Below are 19,618 nucleotides of genomic sequence, written 5' to 3' on the forward strand. Positions count from 1 at the left end.
GGCTTCAAGAAGGGCTAGATGGCGTTTTTCTGGCCTATTAAAAAGTTGATTTTTGCCTTCGCAAGTTGCAAGCTTTGTTCGAACCTTGTAGTTTCTTGTTTCTTCAATTCTTCCGATTTGATCCGGAGAAGATATGACGGGTGAAAAGTGACAAGCACCGGAATTTTTTCTTCTGTCTCGATTATTTTACCCACCAAACCGCTTAACGGCTCGTTCAAATCTGTGAGTGAGAACAGGGCGGTTTTCCCCATGGCAACGATAAGCTTCGGTTTGACGATGTCGATTTCTTTCAAAAGCCACCAGCGACAATGCTCGACCTCGCTCCTGTCTGCTCTTTTATGAAGGCGCTTGCGACCTTTGAGTTCATATTTGAAATGTTTGACAGCGTTGGTGATGTAAACCTCATCCCGTTTTAGTCCTACCCTATGGGCAGCTTTGTCAAACACTTGCCCTGCAGGACCGATAAATGGCCGACCAACGAGATCTTCACGATCGCCTGGTTGTTCTCCGACAATCATTAGAGAAGCATTTTCAGGCCCTTCGCCACAGACAGCCTGCGTTGATGAACAATGCAATGGGCAACTTTTGCATGATTTGATACCTTTATTGAGATCATCCAAAGTTTTAAGCGTTGCTTGCGACTTCAAACTCGTTCGAATGACATTCTCGGCATTTCTTTCCGTTAAACGGGAATGAAAGAGCGGAGGTGGCAGAACCGGTTGTCTTTCCATCGTTTCAATGCGCGTTTCCGCATTATCAACGAGACTATCGATGATTTCCGCTTCCGGAAGGTTGCTCCAGTATTTTTTCGGCATATGACTTTGCATGGTTTTGACTTTCAGTCTTGCCGGATTGAAAATGCTGAAAAAGTAGGTTTTCCATAGCTCTTCGGTTTCATCTTTATTTTGTGGCTTTTTAAATATCGGTTCGCCAAAAAACAGTCTTTTGTTAAAATAGAATGCACTGCCTTTCGGCGTGAGAATTTGCCAATCCATGTCGCTGAAACGCCGACAGAAAAACGGTATCGCTTCCGCAATAATGAAATGTTGAGGTTCATACCAGGCGGTAAAACAACGCCTGAATGTGTCGTCGCCAAGGCTGGCAATTTCCTTGAAACGTAAAAATGCATGCATATGGTGGATGTCATGGCAAACAGCTTTTTGCCGCGATAAAGCTGTGGCAGTGTCAATGTCATAAATTCTTTCAAGAACCGTTTTATCGTGCTGCAAGCGATAAAGAAGGCGATATAAAAGGGCGGCCGAATCTTCGCTCTCGTGGCAGATGACATTTTTCGCAAGATTGATGAACTGCTTTGGCACCAGAAATTCTTGGCTTCGTTGTGAAGGCTGATATTTTTCTGAAGGCGGAGAGGCGGGCTCTCTGTCAAATAATGTCGGGGCCGAATGGTAATGCCAAAAAACATCTTCCGGACGCATTGCTTCCTGCAATAGCAAACGCGCTATCGTTCGCCACTCGTCAAAATCCCCCTGCTTTTTCAAAACAATCGTTTTCATGATGAAAAAAGATCAAGTTGAGTGGGGCGCGCACGAAAACGCTCGGCAAGGTGCGAACTGTCGAGAAGGTTTTTAGGCGTCCAGCGTTCGGCAGTCACAAACGGCTTTATTTTTTGAAGGCTGATATGAAAGCTTTTCAAATCTGCAAAATCGAGCCGCTTGAACCGGCGTGCTACCAATATCCGTTTAACATTGCGCACACCAAGGCCGGGAACACGTAACAACATTTCCTTGTCGGCTTTATTGATGTCAACCGGAAAGAGATGCCGGTTTTGTAATGCCCAGGCGAGTTTCGGGTCAAATTCAAGATCAAGCATGCCACCATTTGTTTCCGCGGTCAGCTCTTCCATTGCAAATCCGTAAAACCGATAAAGCCAATCGGCTTGATAAAGCCGGTGTTCCCTTAAAAGTGGCGGGCGTTTGACGGGAAGCAGGTTTGAAGCATCCGGAATCGGACTGAATGCCGAATAATAAACGCGTTTCAGCCGATAACCCGAATAAAGCTCGGCGCTTGATTGCAGGATTGTCGCATCATTGGCATCGTCGGCACCGATGATCATTTGGGTAGATTGCCCTGCGGGCGCGAAACGTTGCGTTTTTTTCGTCTGTAATGTCGCGTCTTTGGAGGCTTCTATATCAATCCGGACATTCGCCATAGCCTGCTTGATTGTCAGGATCTTTTTTTGCGGAGCAAAGCGGTTAATGCTTTTTTCTGTTGGCAGTTCGACATTGATCGACAAGCGATCTGCGTAACGTCCGGCTTCTTTGATCAGCGCGTCCGAAGCATCCGGAATGGTTTTTAAATGGATATAGCCGCCGAAATGGTGGATGGTTCGCAAATCGCGGGCAACTTTAACCAATTCCTCCATTGTTTGGTCCGGAGAACGGATAATGCCGGAAGAAAGAAACAAGCCTTCGATGTAATTTCTGCGGTAAAATTCGAGCGTCAAAAACACCACTTCATCGGTACTAAAACGCGCCCGCTCGACATTGCTTGAAGACCGGTTGACACAATAGGCACAATCAAAAATACAAAAATTGGTGAGCAGAATTTTTAACAGCGAAACGCAGCGCCCGTCAGGCGTGAAGGAATGGCAAATTCCCATATTTGCCGTTGCTCCCAAGCCGCTTTTTGTGGGCGACTGACGCGTGGAACCGCTTGATGCGCAGGAGGCATCATATTTGGCAGCATCTGCCAGAATTGCCAATTTTTGTTTGAGCGTTTTGACCATTTTTGTTCACTATTTGTTCTATTTGACGAATATAGACATGAAGTGGAGGAAGTAAAGGGAAAACAGCAAATCACGACGCGCTAAAAGTAGCAATTCTGCCAAAGAGCAAATTCAAGCTAGTTAATTTTGCTTCAATTGGTCAGATCATTCTGTAGTGTGTTTCACTTTGTAACGGCATTGCGAAATATTGAACAAAAGAGACTTTGGAGAGACCGGCCCGTTTACACAGATAACAAGGCAATTTTTCGAGAGTAAAAAATTTAAAGAGCAGCATGACGAGTTTTTTATGCAGAAATCGTTCTCACAAAAAAGGTTTTAATGCGGGAAATGTTCTTTATCCGGCTTCGCGAGTCCTTTTGCGTTTACGAAATTTCAGCCATAAACCGTAGCCTAGTCCGAAGATAGCGGACATCAGGGATCCGCAAAGAATCGCGAATTTTGCCGCTTCCAATTGTCGAGGAGCGTTGAAGGCTAAAGTGGCTGTAAAAATAGCCATAGTAAAACCGATACCACCCAATAATCCGACGAGTATCATTCCGCGCCAGTTTACTCCCGAAGGGAGAGTGCAAAGCCCGAAACGGACAGCAAGGAAACTTATGAGGAAAATGCCCAACGGCTTACCGATGGCAAGGCCCAGTCCTGTTCCAACCATGATAATGAGGGAGAAATGATCTTTAAAGTCGACATTGGAAATATTGATACCGGCATTCGCCAGAGCAAAGAGCGGCATAATGACGAATAACACCCAAGGACTTAAGGCGTTAACAAGTCTTGATACGGGAGCGTCAATTGCAGCTTCACTCTTACGTATTTCAAGAAGAGCAAATTGGTGCTTTAAAGCGCTGTCTTCAGGCTTTTCATTTTTCAATATTTCCAAAGCGTAAGTCAGTCGATCAACAGGCGCAATCAATGAGCGGGGGCTAAGTGCCGGTGTCAATAATCCCAATATTACGCCCGAAAGCGAGGGGTGGACACCGCATATCATAAGTCCGAGCCAGAGGAGAGCAGCTGGAAGAACGTAAATCAGAGCCGAATTAATTCCTATCCATTGCAAAAAAACGAGAATGATAATTGCAAGACATGCAATGGGCAGGCCTGTCACGTCAAAGCCGTTAGAATAAAAAATCGCGATAATCAAAATGGCGATAATGTCGTCTATAGTGGCGAGCGCAAGCAAAACGATTCTTAAGTTGTATGGAACCGATTTTCCGAGAAGCGCCAGAATACCGATTGCAAAGGCTATATCGGTTGCAGTGGGCACAGCCCAGCCATGACTGGTTGGCGGCATGGGATTGATGGAAAAATAAATAATAGCCGGCGCAATAACGCCGCCGACAGCTGCAACCAGAGGCAACAAAGCCTGACGGAATTTTGACAATGCGCCATCATGGATTTCCCGTCTTATTTCCATGCCTGCGACAAGGAAAAAGAGCGTCATCAAGCCGTCATTGACCAGAAAGTGCAGGTCTTTGGAAAAGGAATATCCGAAAGCTTCTATTGAAATTTTTTGCTGCCAGAATTTTTGGTAAACGGTCGCATAAGTTGAATTGGCAAGTAAGAGAGCGACCATTGTTGCAATAACGAGAGCAACGCCCGCCATAGCTTCAATATGAATTATGTTGCGACAGATTGAAAATATCTTTTCGGCAAAAACAGATGCACGGTTAGGCAAGCGGTGGTTTATATTTTTCATGGCAAGTTCCTCTGTGCTGGCGGCCCGACCAGCTTGAAACCTGCCCGTAAACAATTTACCGGACACCCGACATTTTTATATCCAAACAAGGGAGAATATACAAGCCAACAATATTATTTATGGCGTTCGAAAGTTGAAGCTTCAATATGTAGATAAAATTTATAAATTGCCCAACTTAAAGAGAGAAATTCAAATATATTTTGATTCTTACAAGAGTGTGATTGATTATATGAAATAATACGACACGATATATAGAGAATTATCTATTAGATAATTCTCTATATAATTATATTTCACTATCTAATTTTCATTTTTTACGACAAGATCGACTTTATTGAGCGCGCCTGCAAGATCATTTTGCAATGCTGTTTCAAGATCAGTTGCTGTGAGTCCTTTATCGTCTTTGGCTTTGATTGATATTTTGAGTGTTCCCGGTTTTTTTGCAAAAGCACCGAAAGCAGATGAAATCTTTTGTGCTTCTTCGTGATCTTTCAAAAGCATTGCCGGACTCTTCGTCATAACCACATAAAAATCGTCGTAGAGTTCTTTCTTGAGATCGTGTTTATTGTCGTTCAAGTTCCGGGCAAGATAGGTAAACAATTTGTCGATGAAGCCGAAATCGGAATAACGCATATCCGCTTTAGTGATGCCAATTTTGTTTGCGGCATCAAGCATCGCTTGTTTGTCGCCCGAAAAAAGTTCCGAACCGGCGTTGATAATCGTAGCAGACATTTCGCCTGAACCAATGCCATCTGCGTTAAATGACAGATCATTAAGGGAAAGAGTTTGACGACCGGAATTATAAGAGAAATCAAGTTTGCCCGAGATATCCAGTGTTTTGAATCCCATATTCCTGAACATTTCGAAACTTTTCTGAGGCATTTCGCTGGTGTTTAATGAAAAACCATCGAGTTTCACTAACAAACTTTCAGGAACAGCTTGTTTCCATTCTCTTGGTTGGAGTTCGAACGAATTCAGGCTTGCTTTGACTGTTGGTAAATCGATATCAGCTTTTTCAACTTCGGCATCAATGGCCGTAATTGCCGATACTATCGTTGCCAGCAACTCATTCCTTGCCGCTTTTTCACCCTTTTCATCACCACTTTTTTTAGCTTCCAGATAGGCACGTGCAAGATCTTCAGGCACGGCTTCCATCGGGTGCATTTTTAACCCCTCGGTTTTAAACTTGTTGAGCGAAAAATGGGCATTACGGTTGGTGCCCTCGAAGACATCGATTGAAATATCGCCCAGTTCAACAGGTCCGAAGATAGTCCGACCAATTTTGTCAGGTTTAACTTTACCAGCCAATATTCCATAGGCGTAAGCGAGATCAATATCACTTGCTTGCAAGGCATTGCTTTTGCCAATAAGCCGAAGGTTATTGTGTTCGCCCGTATTGGAATTTGGCAGACCGACATTTGTACTCATGCCTGCAATGCCGACAGAGCCGATGTTGCCGGCCTTCAAACTCGAAAGCCAGAAGCCCTTGATATCAAGTTTTTCTGTCTCGCCTTGAGGATTGGACAGGGATACCTCTATATCCGGCGCATTGACCGACGATATACCAACGCGCAACAAAGCTTGTAAAACGTTGGAAGCGATGGATGTATCCTTATCTTTGAGGGTGATACCATTCAATGTCATTTCAGGTACAACGACATGGATATTATCCCGTTTCAAATCAATATCATAAATTGTAAATGAACCGGGGACAAAGCCAACAGGAGGGCGACCGGAAACGGCACCTATTTTGAGAGAGACACCGTCGGGTACGGGTAAGGTGACATTTTTGAGGTTGACATTGCCAGCGACGGTCACTTCTGATTGTTCGGCTTTGACACCATGTTTTGTCATCTCGTCTTTGACAAAACTGTTCAGATAAGGAGCGGCCATATAAAAGGCTCCGACACCCAATATGGCCAGAATGACCACGCCTCCAATGATATAAATTAACCAGCGTTTAAGTGTTGCTATTAACCAGCCACTGAAATTGGCCATTACATTCTTCCAGTCTTAATGTGTTGTATCTGCACTCACGTCTATTTTATCGACTAAAGTTGCAGGAAATTGCTTTATTGCCGCAAAATCGGCTATGCCGATACCATCTTTTGATTTAGCTACAGCATGGACATTGATAGTTCCACCGTTTTCTATAAAGTTTTGCACTGCTTCGCCAGATTTTTGGGAATTTTCCGCACCAAGGAAAAGTGCAATTGCCAATCTGGCTTTGATAGCCGCCTCTCTGCGTTTGTCAGAAAAACTTTCGCCTGTATTCGCGTCATAAAATTTTGCATAACGCCCAAGAAAGCTATCAGCGTTTGCCGTCAGGTGCAGATCATTTATGTGTATAACCATAGCAGATGCTATTATCATCGCTAAATTGTCTGAAAATAATTCCGGGCTGACATTTGAAAGTGTGCCGTTGAAGGACCCAGTTGCCATGTCCTTATAATCAAAAGTGTTTTTAAAATTAATTTTTTGGTTGTCACGATCCCAGTTGGCATCAAAGGCCCCATTGAATTTGATGGTTTTATAGCCGAGGTCTTTCAAAACACTGGACTCTTTTAGCGGATCGTAAGACGGGGATAAAATAAAATTCATTGCCTTTACACGATCACTTTCAACAGGGTACTCGAAATCTTTTACTACCGCTTTCAAAGATGTCGGTATAATTCCTTTGCCGAAATCGGCAGTGGCGTCAAATGCCCCCAATGTAAAGAGATTCTCTTCACTGTTTTTGGATGAGGGGTCGGAAAATTTAACACCGGATGTATGGATATTTTTGAATTGTGGCATGAATATCGTAGATTGAGGTTCCGAAAATGATTTATAAAGAGCATCATAATCGGCATTACCCGAGCTAATGGCGTGATTCAAAACATCAATAAAGTCATTCAACTGCTCCGAACGCAGGTCCGTTATTGAAAAACTATCTACTACTAAAGCACGTAGGTCTTCTCCGCTGGCTTCATAACCATTCAGGCTAATATCCACACGTCCATTCCGGTAAGTAACAGAAAAATTTTTCTGCTTCGAAGTTAGGTCGGAAAATTTTTGAGACACTCCTTCAACATGCATATCCATAAATCCGACCGACGAAAGTATGGCGAGCCTCTTGAGCAAAGTTTCGTGCTCTTTTGTTTTTCCGGCATTATCAGGGGATGCATAATTTGCGCTTTCTTCAATTAAACTGTTCAATGAAAAAGGTAGATGACGCAACGACAGTTTTGTTCCCCAAATAGTTTGGGCGGTAGACAGAGAGTTGTTTCCGTCTTCGTCTGGTTGGTTGATTACAATGTCATGAATTGACCAGCCATTTGCGACATCTTTGAACGGATTTTCAGCGTTGGAGGCAGATGAAGCTTCGTTAAAATAGCTAATGAGAAAACCGAGATCGAGGTTGTTTATTTCACTCTTACCGAATTCTGTCTTGGCAAATTTTGTATTTACCGAGGAGGCACTTTTTTTGCTTAATGGATATTCACCGGACATACTATCGGCTGTCACCTTTTTGATGAGACCCTTCACAATGTCATCAAAAATAACTTTGTTATAAGAATAGGTTGCTCCATTTGTTTCTTTTCCATCGGTCCAGGTCACAGTCGGAGCAACAATTTTTTTCGCAGTAATATTTCGAATATCGAAAAAATATTGATTGTCAGATGTTTTTGAGTCATTGAGCGCAAAGTTTTCCAAAGTCATAGCCGGAATAGACAGTTTGCTTTGACCTAACGAATAGCTGATTTTTTCAAGTTCGAGTTTTTTACTGGTTTTGCCGGAAAAATTGACTTCACCCTTGATTGTCTCGACTTGTAGACTTCTATCTTTGGAAAAATTGATCTTGGCATCATGAATAGTAAAATGACGCCGCCAATTGACATCAAGCGAACTGAAGCTGACACCATTTTCTCTGAGAAAATTTTCAACGTGTTTTTGTGCGGAACGAGCGAGATAGAAAACAAATCCACACGCTATAATAGCAAGAACAATGATGCTGATAATAATTTTGGGCCAAGGCGACTTTTTGGTTCCCTTGTCGATGATTTGTTCGCTCATCCCGTTTCCCCTCGGTTGAAAAGGTTAAAATACAACACACGTTGTTCTCTTTTCCATAATGGAAATAAATTGCGGCTTTATTCTGGATAAACAATGCATAATATAACGAAGCCACAGAGTCTTGTTCTTTTTTTTATTGCTAACGGTCAATTCACCGGTCACCGGCTTCGGTCGATAGCAATTTTCGGGCATTCCCTATAAAATCCTTGTTGATAATATCAGTTTCGACTTATGAAAGGCCGCTTGTCTTTTAGAAGGGCCAACGCCATAGGCGGGTATATCTGATCTGCTAATATATAAGTCGGCCTCGATTTTAGGAAATGGTGGTTAGCGGGCTGATGACAGAGACAATGATAGGCCAATTTGAGGCTACAATTCCATGGCCGCACCATGTGATATTCGAAAATATCGGGAACTTTACATTATAAAACCCTTATTGGCGGTATTTCTGAAAGGAAATTACAACGGTTATTCTCTCCCGATTATGACGTAAAAAATAAGAAATTGGCAGGGGGAAAAGGGGCGGGGAAATATCATTATTTGCAGCGATGCAGACAATATTTGAGCAAGCTTGTCACGCGGTCTGTCATTGTCGTGTCATCGAGCTTCTTTCTGATAGAAATGACCTGCTCTTTAAGGATTATTATTATTGCATTAAAGCGGCACATATCCGAGCTTTGCCGGTGACCAAACTTCTTGAATTCTGTTGATGTGCTAAAATCTTAAATTCCGTCGATATGATTGCATTTGTTGCGAAAAACTTCCGATTAATCAATCCGCTCTTTTTAAAATTCTCGGGGCATTAAAACATCGTAATCTAGACACTAAAGCCGACAAAGCTCATTCTGTTTTGATACAGCATTCGATCAATTTGAAATGCAGGTTTGAAAATCACGGTCAAGCGGTAACAGCTTCGCGTTTTATATATTTATGAACAGCTTTTCCCAGATTTTTTTCCAGATGGACAGCAGGTGGTTTGATACCATGGGAAATAAGGTCCTTCAGAACCTGTTCGGAGGCGCCGCAAATGACGAGGGTGATGCCTTGTTTTTTTGCTTTTCCGGCAAGACTTTCAATCGTATTTGCACCTGTTGCATCAAGAAATGGTACCTGAGCGAAATCAAGAATCATGGTCCGGTAATTGTCACCAATCCGGTCAAGAACCGAGCCGATCGAAGCAGCCGCACCAAAAAAGAAGGCACCGGAAATATGGTAGATAACGGTTCGGCTGTCTTTTTGCAAGTCGTTGTCGAATTGGTCATTTGCCGTATTGGGACCATCCGCCCTGTCTTCTGCAACCAGCGGGCGATCAGCCGTAACGCTTGCAGCTTTCGACATACGGTGGATAAATAATAGAGCACCCAAAGCAAAACCGATAATAATAGCTTCGGTTACATTGCGGAAAATTGTTAATGACAGCGATACGAGTAGGACGACAGCATCGCCTGCAGATGCTTTGAGAAGAAGTGCAATTGCGCGTTTGTCAATCATATTCCAGGAAATAATAGCAAGTATTCCCGCAAGACATGCCAGCGGAATAAAATTGGCAAGAGGTGCCAATGCAATGAGAAACAACAGCAAAAAGATTGAATGACAAATACCTGAAATGGGGCTTCTTGCGCCTGCGCGAATATTGGTGGCGGTACGTGCAATAGCACCCGTCACACAAATACCGGCGAATAGGGCAGAGGCTATATTTCCCACGCCTTGTGCGACAAGCTCGCAATTCGACCGGTGGCGGCGCCCCGTCATGCCATCGGCAACAACGGCCGACAAAAGCGATTCAATTGCTCCTAGCAATGTGAAAGTCATCGCATCGGGGAAAACGGCTTTGATTTTTTCAAAAGTAAAATCCGGCAGATGCGGATAAGGTAAGGCGGATGGCATCGTACCGAATTTCGAGCCTATGGTAACAATGTCGAGATTGAAAAAAGCTGTTATCGCGCCGCCGAAAATGATTGAAAGAACCATGCCGGGCCAATTCGGCAATAGTTTTTTTAAAACCGTAATAAAAATGATTGTCCCCGCGCAGAAAACGATAGAAAGGAAGCTGCAGGTTTCGATATTTTGCCAGATGAAAGGGAGTTTTTCTAAAATTGGCCCCGGCTCTTTTTCAGTGAGATTGAGCCCTAGCATGTTGATCAGTTGGCTTGAAAAAATAATGACAGCAATACCCGCGGTAAACCCCACAGTAACAGGATAGGGGATGAATTTTATATAAGTGCCAAGCCGCAGATAACCGACAGCCATCAGCATAATTCCCGACATCACCGTTGCAAGCAATAACCCGTCCATCCCGTGCTCGGCGACGGTTGTCGAAACGACAATGATAAAGGCGCCGGCGGGGCCACCGATTTGAAAACGGCTTCCGCCAAGAAGAGCTATAAAAAAACCACCTACAATGGAAGTATATAATCCTTGTACAGGTGAAGCCCCGGAGGCAATGGCGATAGCAATTGAAAGCGGCAAAGCAACGATAGCAACGGTAAGACCGGCGATGACATCGGCGCGAAAATCGGCAAGATGATAGCCTTCGCGGAAGACTGTTACAAGCTTTGGCTGGAAAAGCTCGCTAAAGGATAAGGTATCGACAGCCTTTTTGGATCGCGCCATGATCTAACACAAAATGATTTGGGAAAAAGTATTTCTTGATGCATAGCACGGTTGTTTTTATCGATCTACTTTATTCAAACAAAAATATCTTCACTCACATAAAGTTTATGTCACGTCACGATATAAAAATGATTTGATATTCATTATTTTCGAAAAATGTGCGCAATGAAAGTGTGATGCATGCGGATATCCGAAAAACAAGCTCATGAAACCGGAATGACACATCAAGCCCGTTGGGTCGCTGTTCTCGTTGCGGCTGCGTTTTTCATGGAAAATCTTGATGCAACCGTTATTGCAACGGCATTGCCTGCAATGGGCAAAACATTTGCAACAGATCCTGTAAATATAAACACCGGCATGAGTGCCTATATGCTCACACTCGGTGTCTTTATTCCTGCAAGCGGTTGGCTGACAGACAGGTTCGGTTCGCGTTCTATGTTTTCATTAGCCGTTCTCACTTTTACCTTTGCGTCTTTATTATGCGGACTATCGCCCAATTTGACTTTTTTCATTTGTGCCCGCATCTTGCAAGGCATGGGTGGTGCACTCATGGTTCCGGTCGGTCGCCTCGTTGTTTTGCGTCAAACCCCGAAGAACAAGCTTGTCGAAGCAATTGCTCTTCTCACCTGGCCGGGATTGGTCGCACCGATTTTGGGGCCGCCGCTCGGTGGTTTTATCGCCCAATATTTTCACTGGAGTCTGATTTTTTATCTCAATATTCCGCTAGGTTTTATTATCCTTCTTTTCAGTTTGAAAATCTTTCCTGATGAAAAATTGAAAACACCGCGATCTTTCGACCTTATGGGCTTCCTGCTTACAGGCATAGGACTTGCCACCCTTCTTTTTGCTGCAGAAAAAGTCGGTGATAGCCATGGTCTCACACCACTTGTTATCACTTGTTTTGTTATTGGTGTGACACTGCTTTCATGGAGTATTTTTCATCTTGAACATGCCAAGGCACCGCTTGTTTCGTTAAAAGCTCTGTCTTATCAAACATTTGCCGTCTCGATATATGGCGGGACAGGTTTCAGGATGACATCCAATGCCGTGATCTTTATCCTGCCGTTGATGGCCCAATTGGCGATGGGTTTTACATCGACCGAGGCTGGGTTTCTATTAATGCCGATTTTTGCCGGTACTCTTGCAATCAAACCATTTACAACTCCGCTTATGCGTTATTTCGGTTTCAAGCGCACACTCGTTGTCAATTGTCTTTTCAATGCGTTATTTATAGCCCTATGTGGAACCTTTTCACGCGGAATGCCGGTTTCATTGATGGTGGTCGTGCTGACGTTGAGTGGCGTGTTCCGTTCTATCCAGTTCACGGCTTTGAATACAATTGCATTTGCCGATGTTCCGGACGAAGAAATGAACGGTGCCAACACATTGTTTTCAACAATTTTCCAATTGAACATAGGTCTTGGAATTGCATTAGGCGCAATATGTTTGCGAGCCGCCGCTCAGATAACCGGTGCCGAACTTGAAATGTCCCTCCTACCATTCAAACTAGCATTTTATATCGTTGCTTTTATAAGCCTCCTGCCATTATGGGGATTGTTACGCTTGAAACACAATGCAGGAGATCTTGTCGCCGGACATGTGAAGAGCTAGATTTTAAAAAAGCCATAGGCCACTTTCTGGAACAGGTCGGCCGAGGAGATGAATAAAAGAGGTGGGTGGCATCTTATTATGACAGCAGATCAGATTATGGCTTTTTCCATCATTGGTCTCATGATGGCAGTCTTCATATGGGATCGCTTTCGCTACGATGTTGTAGCAGTCTTGACGTTATTGCTTGCCTGTGCGGTCGGTATTGTTAGTCCGAAAGAGGCCTTTAAGGGATTTAGCGACGACATCGTGATTATCGTTGCAAGTGCCTTACTTGTCAGTGCAGGGGTCGCTCGTTCCGGAATAATGGAACTTATCATCCAACGGGTATGGCCGGATGTTAAATCTGTTCGGCTGCAACTTTGTTTTCTGGTTATTGTGGTCACGGTACTTTCGGCTTTTGTCAAAAATATCGGTGCTTTGGCCATTATGCTGCCGATTGCATTCCAGTTCGCCCGCCGCTCCAATGTCTCGCCTTCGATTTTTCTTATGCCTATGTCATTCGGTGCGTTGCTCGGGGGCTTGATGACGCAGATAGGCACTTCGCCCAATGTTGTCGTTTCTGCCATGCGAGAGCATCTTGTCGGCAAAAGTTTCACCATGTTCGACTTTACTCCGGTTGGCGCAACTGTTGCCGCAGTCGGTGTCCTTTATCTCGTTTTTTTCTCATGGTTGGTGCCGGCACGCGCGCGTAAATCTGCGTCGCCTGCCAGTGGCTTGGCAAGCCGTGATTATATCTCGGAAGCCCGTGTCGTTAGCGGCTCGACAGTGATCGGTAAACAAATCTCCGATCTCGTCAAACCGGCGGCAGGAGATGCCATGGTTTTACAAATCATCAGAAACAAGACACTGATCTCTCCATTGCCGGATTTTGCGCTGGCAGAGGGAGACACAGTTGTTCTTGAAGGCACGCATAGTGGTCTCGATTCGGTCATCAATGCTGCAAAACTTGATATTGCCAAAGGTCGTGATGTCCAGACGGGTGACAAATTGCGTCAGATAGATGTTGTGGAAGCAGTTGTCACCGACAATTCCCCCCTTATAGGGATCAATGCAAAAAGACTTAATCTCTTTGATCGTTACGATGTCAATTTGTTAGCCTTGAGTCGTCCTCAGGAACGTGTAAGGCAAAGACTGGGAGATATTGTTTTCAGGCTTGGTGATGTGATTGTTTTGCAGGGACGTGATGATATTATTCCGGATCTGCTGCAAGAATTGAAATGCCTTCCGCTCGCCAAGCGTAACATCATGTTTGGCAGTTTGCGGCATGGTCTGGTGCCCTTGACTATCCTGTTTATTGCAATTGTGGCCACAGCATTGCAAATTGTTCCGGTCGCACTTGCTTTTTTTGCGGCAGCCGTTGCCATGATCGTTTTTCGGGTCATACCTGCAAGAGAGGCTTATCAGGCACTCGATGGTCAAATATTGGTCATGCTTGCAGCGCTGATACCGGTGAGCGAGACATTGGAAAAAACCGGCTGCACAAAAATTATCGGTCATTGGCTCAGTATGTTTGCGTCGTCGCTGCCGCCTTCCGGTGCGCTGGCGGTTATTCTCGTTGCCGCAATGCTCGTTACTCCATTTCTCAATAATGCGGCAACAGTCATGGTTATGGCACCGATTGCAACGAGCTTTGCCGAATCACTCCAATTCAAACCGGAAGCATTTCTGATGGCTGTCGCAATCGGTGCGGGATGTGATTTTCTGACCCCCATTGGTCATCAGTGTAATATGCTCGTTATGGGGCCGGGTGGTTATCATTTCAGTGATTATCCACGGCTTGGTGCGCCTTTAAGTTTTCTCATAGCGGTGGTTTCAGTTCCGATGTTGATGTGGGTGTGGCCGCTTACATGATGACCATCGGTTTTAAGCTCAAGTTTAAGCAAGCACTCAATCAGGTCAGGTTGAGCTGGAAGGATGCTCTATGTGCTGGCCTTGCTGCCGGTCTTGCATGGTTTATCTCGGTCCATTTTCTTGACCATGAACACCCGATCTATGCGGCAATGACGGCGCTTATCTGCTTGGCTCCGGGGGTCCCCAGCCATGGGCGTCAGGCAATCTATGTATTGATCGGCGTGTTGACAGGTGTGGCAGTCGGAGAATTGACATTGCTCCTTCCTCCCATGCCGACCGAAGTGCGTATTGTTATTGTGGGATTTGCGGGGATGACGATTGCATCGGCTTATTCCATTGTTCCCGCCATTATTATTCAGGCAGGCATTTCGGCAGTTATGGTTTTTGCGTTAGGAGCAGATGTTGCCGGCTGGACCCGCGCGATTGATGTCGCTGTCGGAACGTCGATCGGTCTTATTTTCAGCCAAATCCTGTTTACGCCCGATCCACTGAAAACCCTGCATTTGGCAGTGGAACGGTTTTTTAAAGAAGTGGCTTTGAATTTCACACTCGCAGCCGATGCGCTTGAGAGAAACGATGTTTCGGATGCTATCAAAGCAATGAAGAGTTGCAGCCGTACCCATTCGGCACTGATCGGGCTAATCGGAGCAATTGACGTAGCGCGCTCGAATGCCCGTTGGACATTGCGCGGACGATTATCGTCACGCGAAGTCGTTTCACTTTCTGCCCGCTACGATCAGTCAGGCATCAGACTTTACGCTTCGTCGCTTCTTTTTTGTGAGGCCATGGTAAACGCAATACGCAAAGGGCGGGAAGCGCCACCCGAATGGCTGATAGAGGCGTTAAAACTCATTGTCGAAAATTGTCATTTTATTGCTGGCGAAGCAAAATTGGGGCAAGAATTTGTATTTCCGGATCGCTCAGGCAGAGCCGAAGCCTCATTGACATGGCGCGAATGCGTGATTGACATTGAAATGGTAGAAACGACACTTGCACGTTTCTATAAAAGCAGGACAAGGAGAAATCGTCTTGCCGCTTATCGGAAAAAGCAAATTCTTGACGCCGTGAGAGAACAAATTGCTGAACGCAAACGTGCAGAAGCTCTTCTTGCCGATGAAGAAAAAGATAAAAAGTTGTAAAAAAGAAGGGGATGATCTTATTGTGACCTTTTTTCATGATAAGGACTACCATCTTTGTTAAATTATGCTTAAAAGCCCTAGAACGCCGTTTTTGACAGGAAAAGATAATGTCGAATGAAAGTTTTATTCGTGAGGTGAATGAAGAGATCCGTCAGGAGAAGGCGAAAGCCTTGTGGGGGAATTATGGCCCTTATCTTATTCTGGCAGCTGTTATTCTTGTGCTCGGTACCGGCATTTATCAAATTTATGACCACTGGCAATCTTCGAAAGCCGGACGTATCGGGGATACACTGCTCATAAGCTTCGACCTTTCTGACGAGCGTAATTTTGATGAAGCATTGACAAAACTCGATGATGTTGAGAAATCCGGTTTTGGCGATTATCCTTTTTTGGCGGCTTTAAGAAAAGCGGCAATATTCATGAAACAGGGCGACGCTACCAAAGCAGTAGCCGAATTTGACAAGGTTGCCGGTAATAAAAACGCTCCGGAAATTTTACACAAAGTTGCCAAAATTCGGGCAGCCTATGTTCTTGTTGACAGTGGTTCTTTCGAAGATGTCGAAAAACGCGTGAAAGATCTTGCAACCGATGTTGATTCAACACGCATTATGGCTCGTGAAGCTCTCGGGCTTTCAGCTTACAAAGCCGGAAAAATGGACGATGCCCGTTATTATTTCCAGAAGATTGTCGATGAAGGCATGGACGGCTTCAAAGCCACAGAACGTTCGCGTCTTATGCTTGAACTTATGCAAAGCTCCGGTGCTATAGCCAAGGAATAGAAAATGGGTTTGACCATTGCAATTGTCGGTCGTCCCAATGTAGGCAAATCGACACTGTTTAATCGTCTCGTCGGACAAAAATTGGCTCTTGTTGACGACACACCAGGTGTGACGAGAGATCGACGGCGCCATGCTGCTCGCCTGATGGATTTACGATTTGATGTCATTGATACCGCAGGCCTCGAAGAAGCCAAAAGCGATACACTGGAAGGGCGTATGCGTGCCCAGACCAAAGCGGCAATTGACGAAGCGGATCTTATCCTTTTTGTGCTTGATGCAAAAAGTGGCATGACATCAAGCGATTTGAATTTTGCCTCACTTGTTCGCAAGTCGGGTAAGCCGATTGTATTGGTTGCCAATAAATCGGAGTCGAAACAGGCCACAGCAGGATTTTATGAAGCATGGTCTCTCGGTCTTGGCGAGCCATGTCCTATTTCTGCCGAACATGGGCTCGGCCTTCAGGATTTGCGCGACGCTATAGTTGAAGCGGTGGGGAAAGAAAAGGTCTTCGCTCGAACTCTCGAAGACGAAAAGCTTCGTCAGGACAAAACGACCTTTGGCGAAGATATTGACGACCCTGAAGCGGATGAACCGGCTTATGATTCGACAAAACCTTTGCGTATTGCAATTGTTGGCCGACCGAATGCCGGAAAATCAACGCTCATCAATACAATGCTTGGTCAAGACCGTTTGTTGACCGGTCCCGAAGCAGGAATTACCCGTGATTCGATTTCGGTCGATTGGCGTTGGAAAGATCGCGAGATCAAACTTTACGATACTGCCGGCTTGCGAAGGAAATCAAAAGTCGAGGGGAAACTCGAAAAGCTCTCGGTAGCCGAAACATTGCGTGCTATCCGTTTTGCCGAGGTTGTTATCATTGTCCTTGATGCGACAATTCCCTTCGAAAAACAGGATTTGCAAATAGCCGATCTTGTAATTCGCGAAGGTCGTGCGCCGGTTATTGCTTTTAATAAATGGGATTTGATCGAAAACAGGCAGGAAACGCTAGCACGATTGCACGAGGAATGTGCGCGGCTTTTACCCCAAGTGCGGGGTTTGAGGGCTGTTCCTGTATCCGGCGAAAGAGGCGAGGGAATAGCCCGCCTCATGGAAAACGTAGAGCTGGTTCACCGTATCTGGAATCGCCGTATATCCACAGGTAAGCTCAACAGGTGGCTTGCGGAAATAACAGCCTATCATCCGGCACCGGCTGTTTCCGGACGGCGTTTAAAGGTGAAATATATTACACAGATCAAGACCCGTCCACCTGTCTTCGTGGTTTCGTGTTCGCGACCCGAGGCCATGCCTCAATCCTATCTGCGCTATCTTGTAAACGGTTTGCGTGATTCTTTTGACATGCCTGGCGTTCCGATAAGGCTGACAATGACCACCTCTGACAATCCATTTGCCGGACGGGCTAAAAAACGCTGAGTCGTTTTTTTAAAAAAATTTCGTTTGCACATTATTCAGGAATATTAACAAATCGGCTTTGTGACTTTCAAAAACGCCGATAAACGCACAATTTCGGCGTTAACCATTTTTCCAAATTAATGAAAAATTAATCAATAAAATCAACGAATAAGGTGGTTTTTGTTAACCATAAATAAAGGTTGGTCAGGCTATCTTCACACCCACAGAAAACAAGTTTTTCTTTTTGTTTTGCGTAAGCGTATTTGCGTTGGAGTGATGTGGTGTTTGAAGTATCTTTCATACCGTCTTTGCGCCGTCATGGTAACAAAGGAAAGCGGAGTGATGTGCTTCGCACCGCATCCTCTTATTACATGCCAGAGGGGCGTTTCTACGAAGCGCCTGTCATTCTGAAGCAAGAAAAACGGAAATTCCGTGTTTTGCCGCTTTTTCTTGGAGCAAGCCTTTCGGTTTTAGCAGCATCATCCATTCACAAGCTTGATATGGATGGGGGCTTTTCATCTCAAAAATCGGTTTTGGCTCATGATTCGAGAAATAAATCGATCAATGCCTCTTCGCTTGTTGAGCCGATGAAGGCTTCCGGTATCGAATTATCCGGAAATGTCCGGCCAGATTCGTTGAGCCAGAAAAAAATTGACCTCGCTTCCGACAATGATGCTTCCAATCCTGATGTCAAACGGGAAAAGAGTAAAGCTTTAGAACATGCAGAGGACGAAAGTTACAATATATCCTATAGTGACGAACCGGAATGGCTCTTGAACAGCGGCAGAATTACGCCGTTTTCAGAAAGTTTCCAACAGGTTGGTTCATTCGAGATGGCTCAAAGAACAGCCCCTGAAAATGACGCGTCACAAAATGATGTCGAGAAGAAAGATAACGCCGATCAAAAATCCGGGGCAAAAATAGCTCTCGTTATTCCTCAAAAAAAACCGGTCGCGAAACTTCCGGTTCCGAAGATTCTCAAGAACCTTGTTACCAACGACAATCCTGACGTGATGGCTCTTGCCTATGCTCCTGCCAACGCAAAGGTCGATACCAGCGCATTCGATAGTGTGCTAACGGAAAAACATTCCCAGATCGACCGTAATGGTCGCTTTATTCCGCCGATCGGGCGTAATGATCATGCCTGGGCTGCCACACCTTTGCCGCCCGAGGCTTTTTCGGCAAAAGAGCAGAAATGTCTGGCAGAAGCTGTTTATTTCGAGTCCCGCGGAGAATCAATAAAGGGACAAGCGGCTGTGGCTCAGGTTGTTTTGAACAGAGTGAGAAATCCGGCCTATCCGAATACGATTTGTGGAGTCGTTTACCAGAACACCAACTGGATCAATCATTGCCAGTTTTCATTTGCTTGTGATGGTCGCAAGCACAGAGTAACCGAAATAGCGCAATGGACTGTTGCCCAGCAAGTTGCGCGTGCTGTTTCGGCTGGTCAGATATGGTTTCCCGAAGTCGGTTCGGCTACTCACTATCATGCCGTCTATGTTCGCCCCCGCTGGGCACGCACAATGATAAAAGTGGACAAAATCGGCTTGCATATTTTTTATCGCACCCGCTATGGCGGCTGGATTTGATATTAAACTTATTCTTTTATCATGAAAAAACATTAAAAAACAATAAGTTGTGAATATTCTTCCGATTTTGTTGCGAACAAAATGAAGTTAACGGAAGCCTTTACTTTCCCGTTTAAAGAAAATTCCTTTTG

Annotated in this window: 11 protein-coding genes and 1 pseudogene; 6 read left to right on the top strand and 6 right to left on the bottom strand. The window is 44.8% G+C overall.

The window, feature by feature from the left end:
- Positions 1-14: 14 nt before the first annotated feature.
- The 6 genes from H3S82_RS04495 to H3S82_RS04520 form a co-directional block, all read right to left on the bottom strand.
- Positions 15-1,514 (bottom strand): UdgX family uracil-DNA binding protein, encoded by a 1,500-nt coding sequence (locus H3S82_RS04495; protein WP_198232713.1) that lies wholly within the window; start codon positions 1,512-1,514, stop codon positions 15-17.
- Positions 1,511-2,746 carry a putative DNA modification/repair radical SAM protein gene (locus H3S82_RS04500; protein WP_198232714.1) on the bottom strand — a complete coding sequence of 412 codons (1,236 nt, stop codon included), beginning with the start codon at positions 2,744-2,746 and terminating at the stop codon, positions 1,511-1,513. Before H3S82_RS04500 ends, H3S82_RS04495 begins: the two co-directional genes overlap by 4 nt.
- A gap of 334 nt (positions 2,747-3,080) precedes the next feature.
- On the bottom strand, positions 3,081-4,439 hold the full coding sequence (gene nhaA / locus H3S82_RS04505; protein WP_198232715.1) for a Na+/H+ antiporter NhaA: 1,359 nt from the start codon (positions 4,437-4,439) through the stop codon (positions 3,081-3,083).
- Positions 4,440-4,739: 300 nt separating this feature from the next.
- Positions 4,740-6,437: a hypothetical protein gene (locus H3S82_RS04510; RefSeq protein ID WP_198232716.1), complete on the bottom strand. Its 1,698-nt coding sequence runs from the start codon at positions 6,435-6,437 to the stop codon at positions 4,740-4,742.
- A gap of 15 nt (positions 6,438-6,452) precedes the next feature.
- Entirely contained in the window at positions 6,453-8,135 is a 1,683-nt protein-coding gene (locus H3S82_RS04515; protein WP_198232717.1) for a hypothetical protein, read from the bottom strand.
- A 1,257-nt stretch (positions 8,136-9,392) separates the two neighbouring features.
- Positions 9,393-11,108 (bottom strand): SulP family inorganic anion transporter, encoded by a 1,716-nt coding sequence (locus tag H3S82_RS04520; protein ID WP_198232191.1) that lies wholly within the window; start codon positions 11,106-11,108, stop codon positions 9,393-9,395.
- Between the two features lie 216 nt (positions 11,109-11,324).
- On the opposite strand from H3S82_RS04520, the gene H3S82_RS04525 reads away from it, so the two are divergent.
- The 6 genes and pseudogenes from H3S82_RS04525 to H3S82_RS11175 form a co-directional block, all read left to right on the top strand.
- Entirely contained in the window at positions 11,325-12,719 is a 1,395-nt protein-coding gene (locus H3S82_RS04525) for an MFS transporter (protein ID WP_198225134.1), read from the top strand.
- 78 nt (positions 12,720-12,797) lie between these two features.
- Positions 12,798-14,570, top strand: a complete 1,773-nt coding sequence (locus H3S82_RS04530) for an SLC13 family permease (RefSeq protein ID WP_198232192.1) — start codon at positions 12,798-12,800, stop codon at positions 14,568-14,570.
- Positions 14,567-15,709, top strand: a complete 1,143-nt coding sequence (locus H3S82_RS04535) for an aromatic acid exporter family protein (protein ID WP_198232193.1) — start codon at positions 14,567-14,569, stop codon at positions 15,707-15,709. Before H3S82_RS04530 ends, H3S82_RS04535 begins: the two co-directional genes overlap by 4 nt.
- Before the next feature lie 107 nt (positions 15,710-15,816).
- Positions 15,817-16,488, top strand: a complete 672-nt coding sequence (locus H3S82_RS04540; RefSeq protein ID WP_198232194.1) for a tetratricopeptide repeat protein — start codon at positions 15,817-15,819, stop codon at positions 16,486-16,488.
- A gap of 3 nt (positions 16,489-16,491) precedes the next feature.
- The gene (gene der / locus H3S82_RS04545) at positions 16,492-17,919 is read left to right on the top strand and encodes a ribosome biogenesis GTPase Der (RefSeq protein WP_198232195.1); all 1,428 of its coding nucleotides are present in this window, start codon (positions 16,492-16,494) and stop codon (positions 17,917-17,919) included.
- 974 nt (positions 17,920-18,893) lie between these two features.
- A pseudogene (locus H3S82_RS11175) lies at positions 18,894-19,487 on the top strand (cell wall hydrolase); the annotation flags it as partial.
- Positions 19,488-19,618 lie beyond the last annotated feature (131 nt).

It is taken from the genome of Bartonella sp. M0192 (assembly GCF_016102305.1).
GTDB lineage: Bacteria > Pseudomonadota > Alphaproteobacteria > Rhizobiales > Rhizobiaceae > Bartonella > Bartonella apihabitans.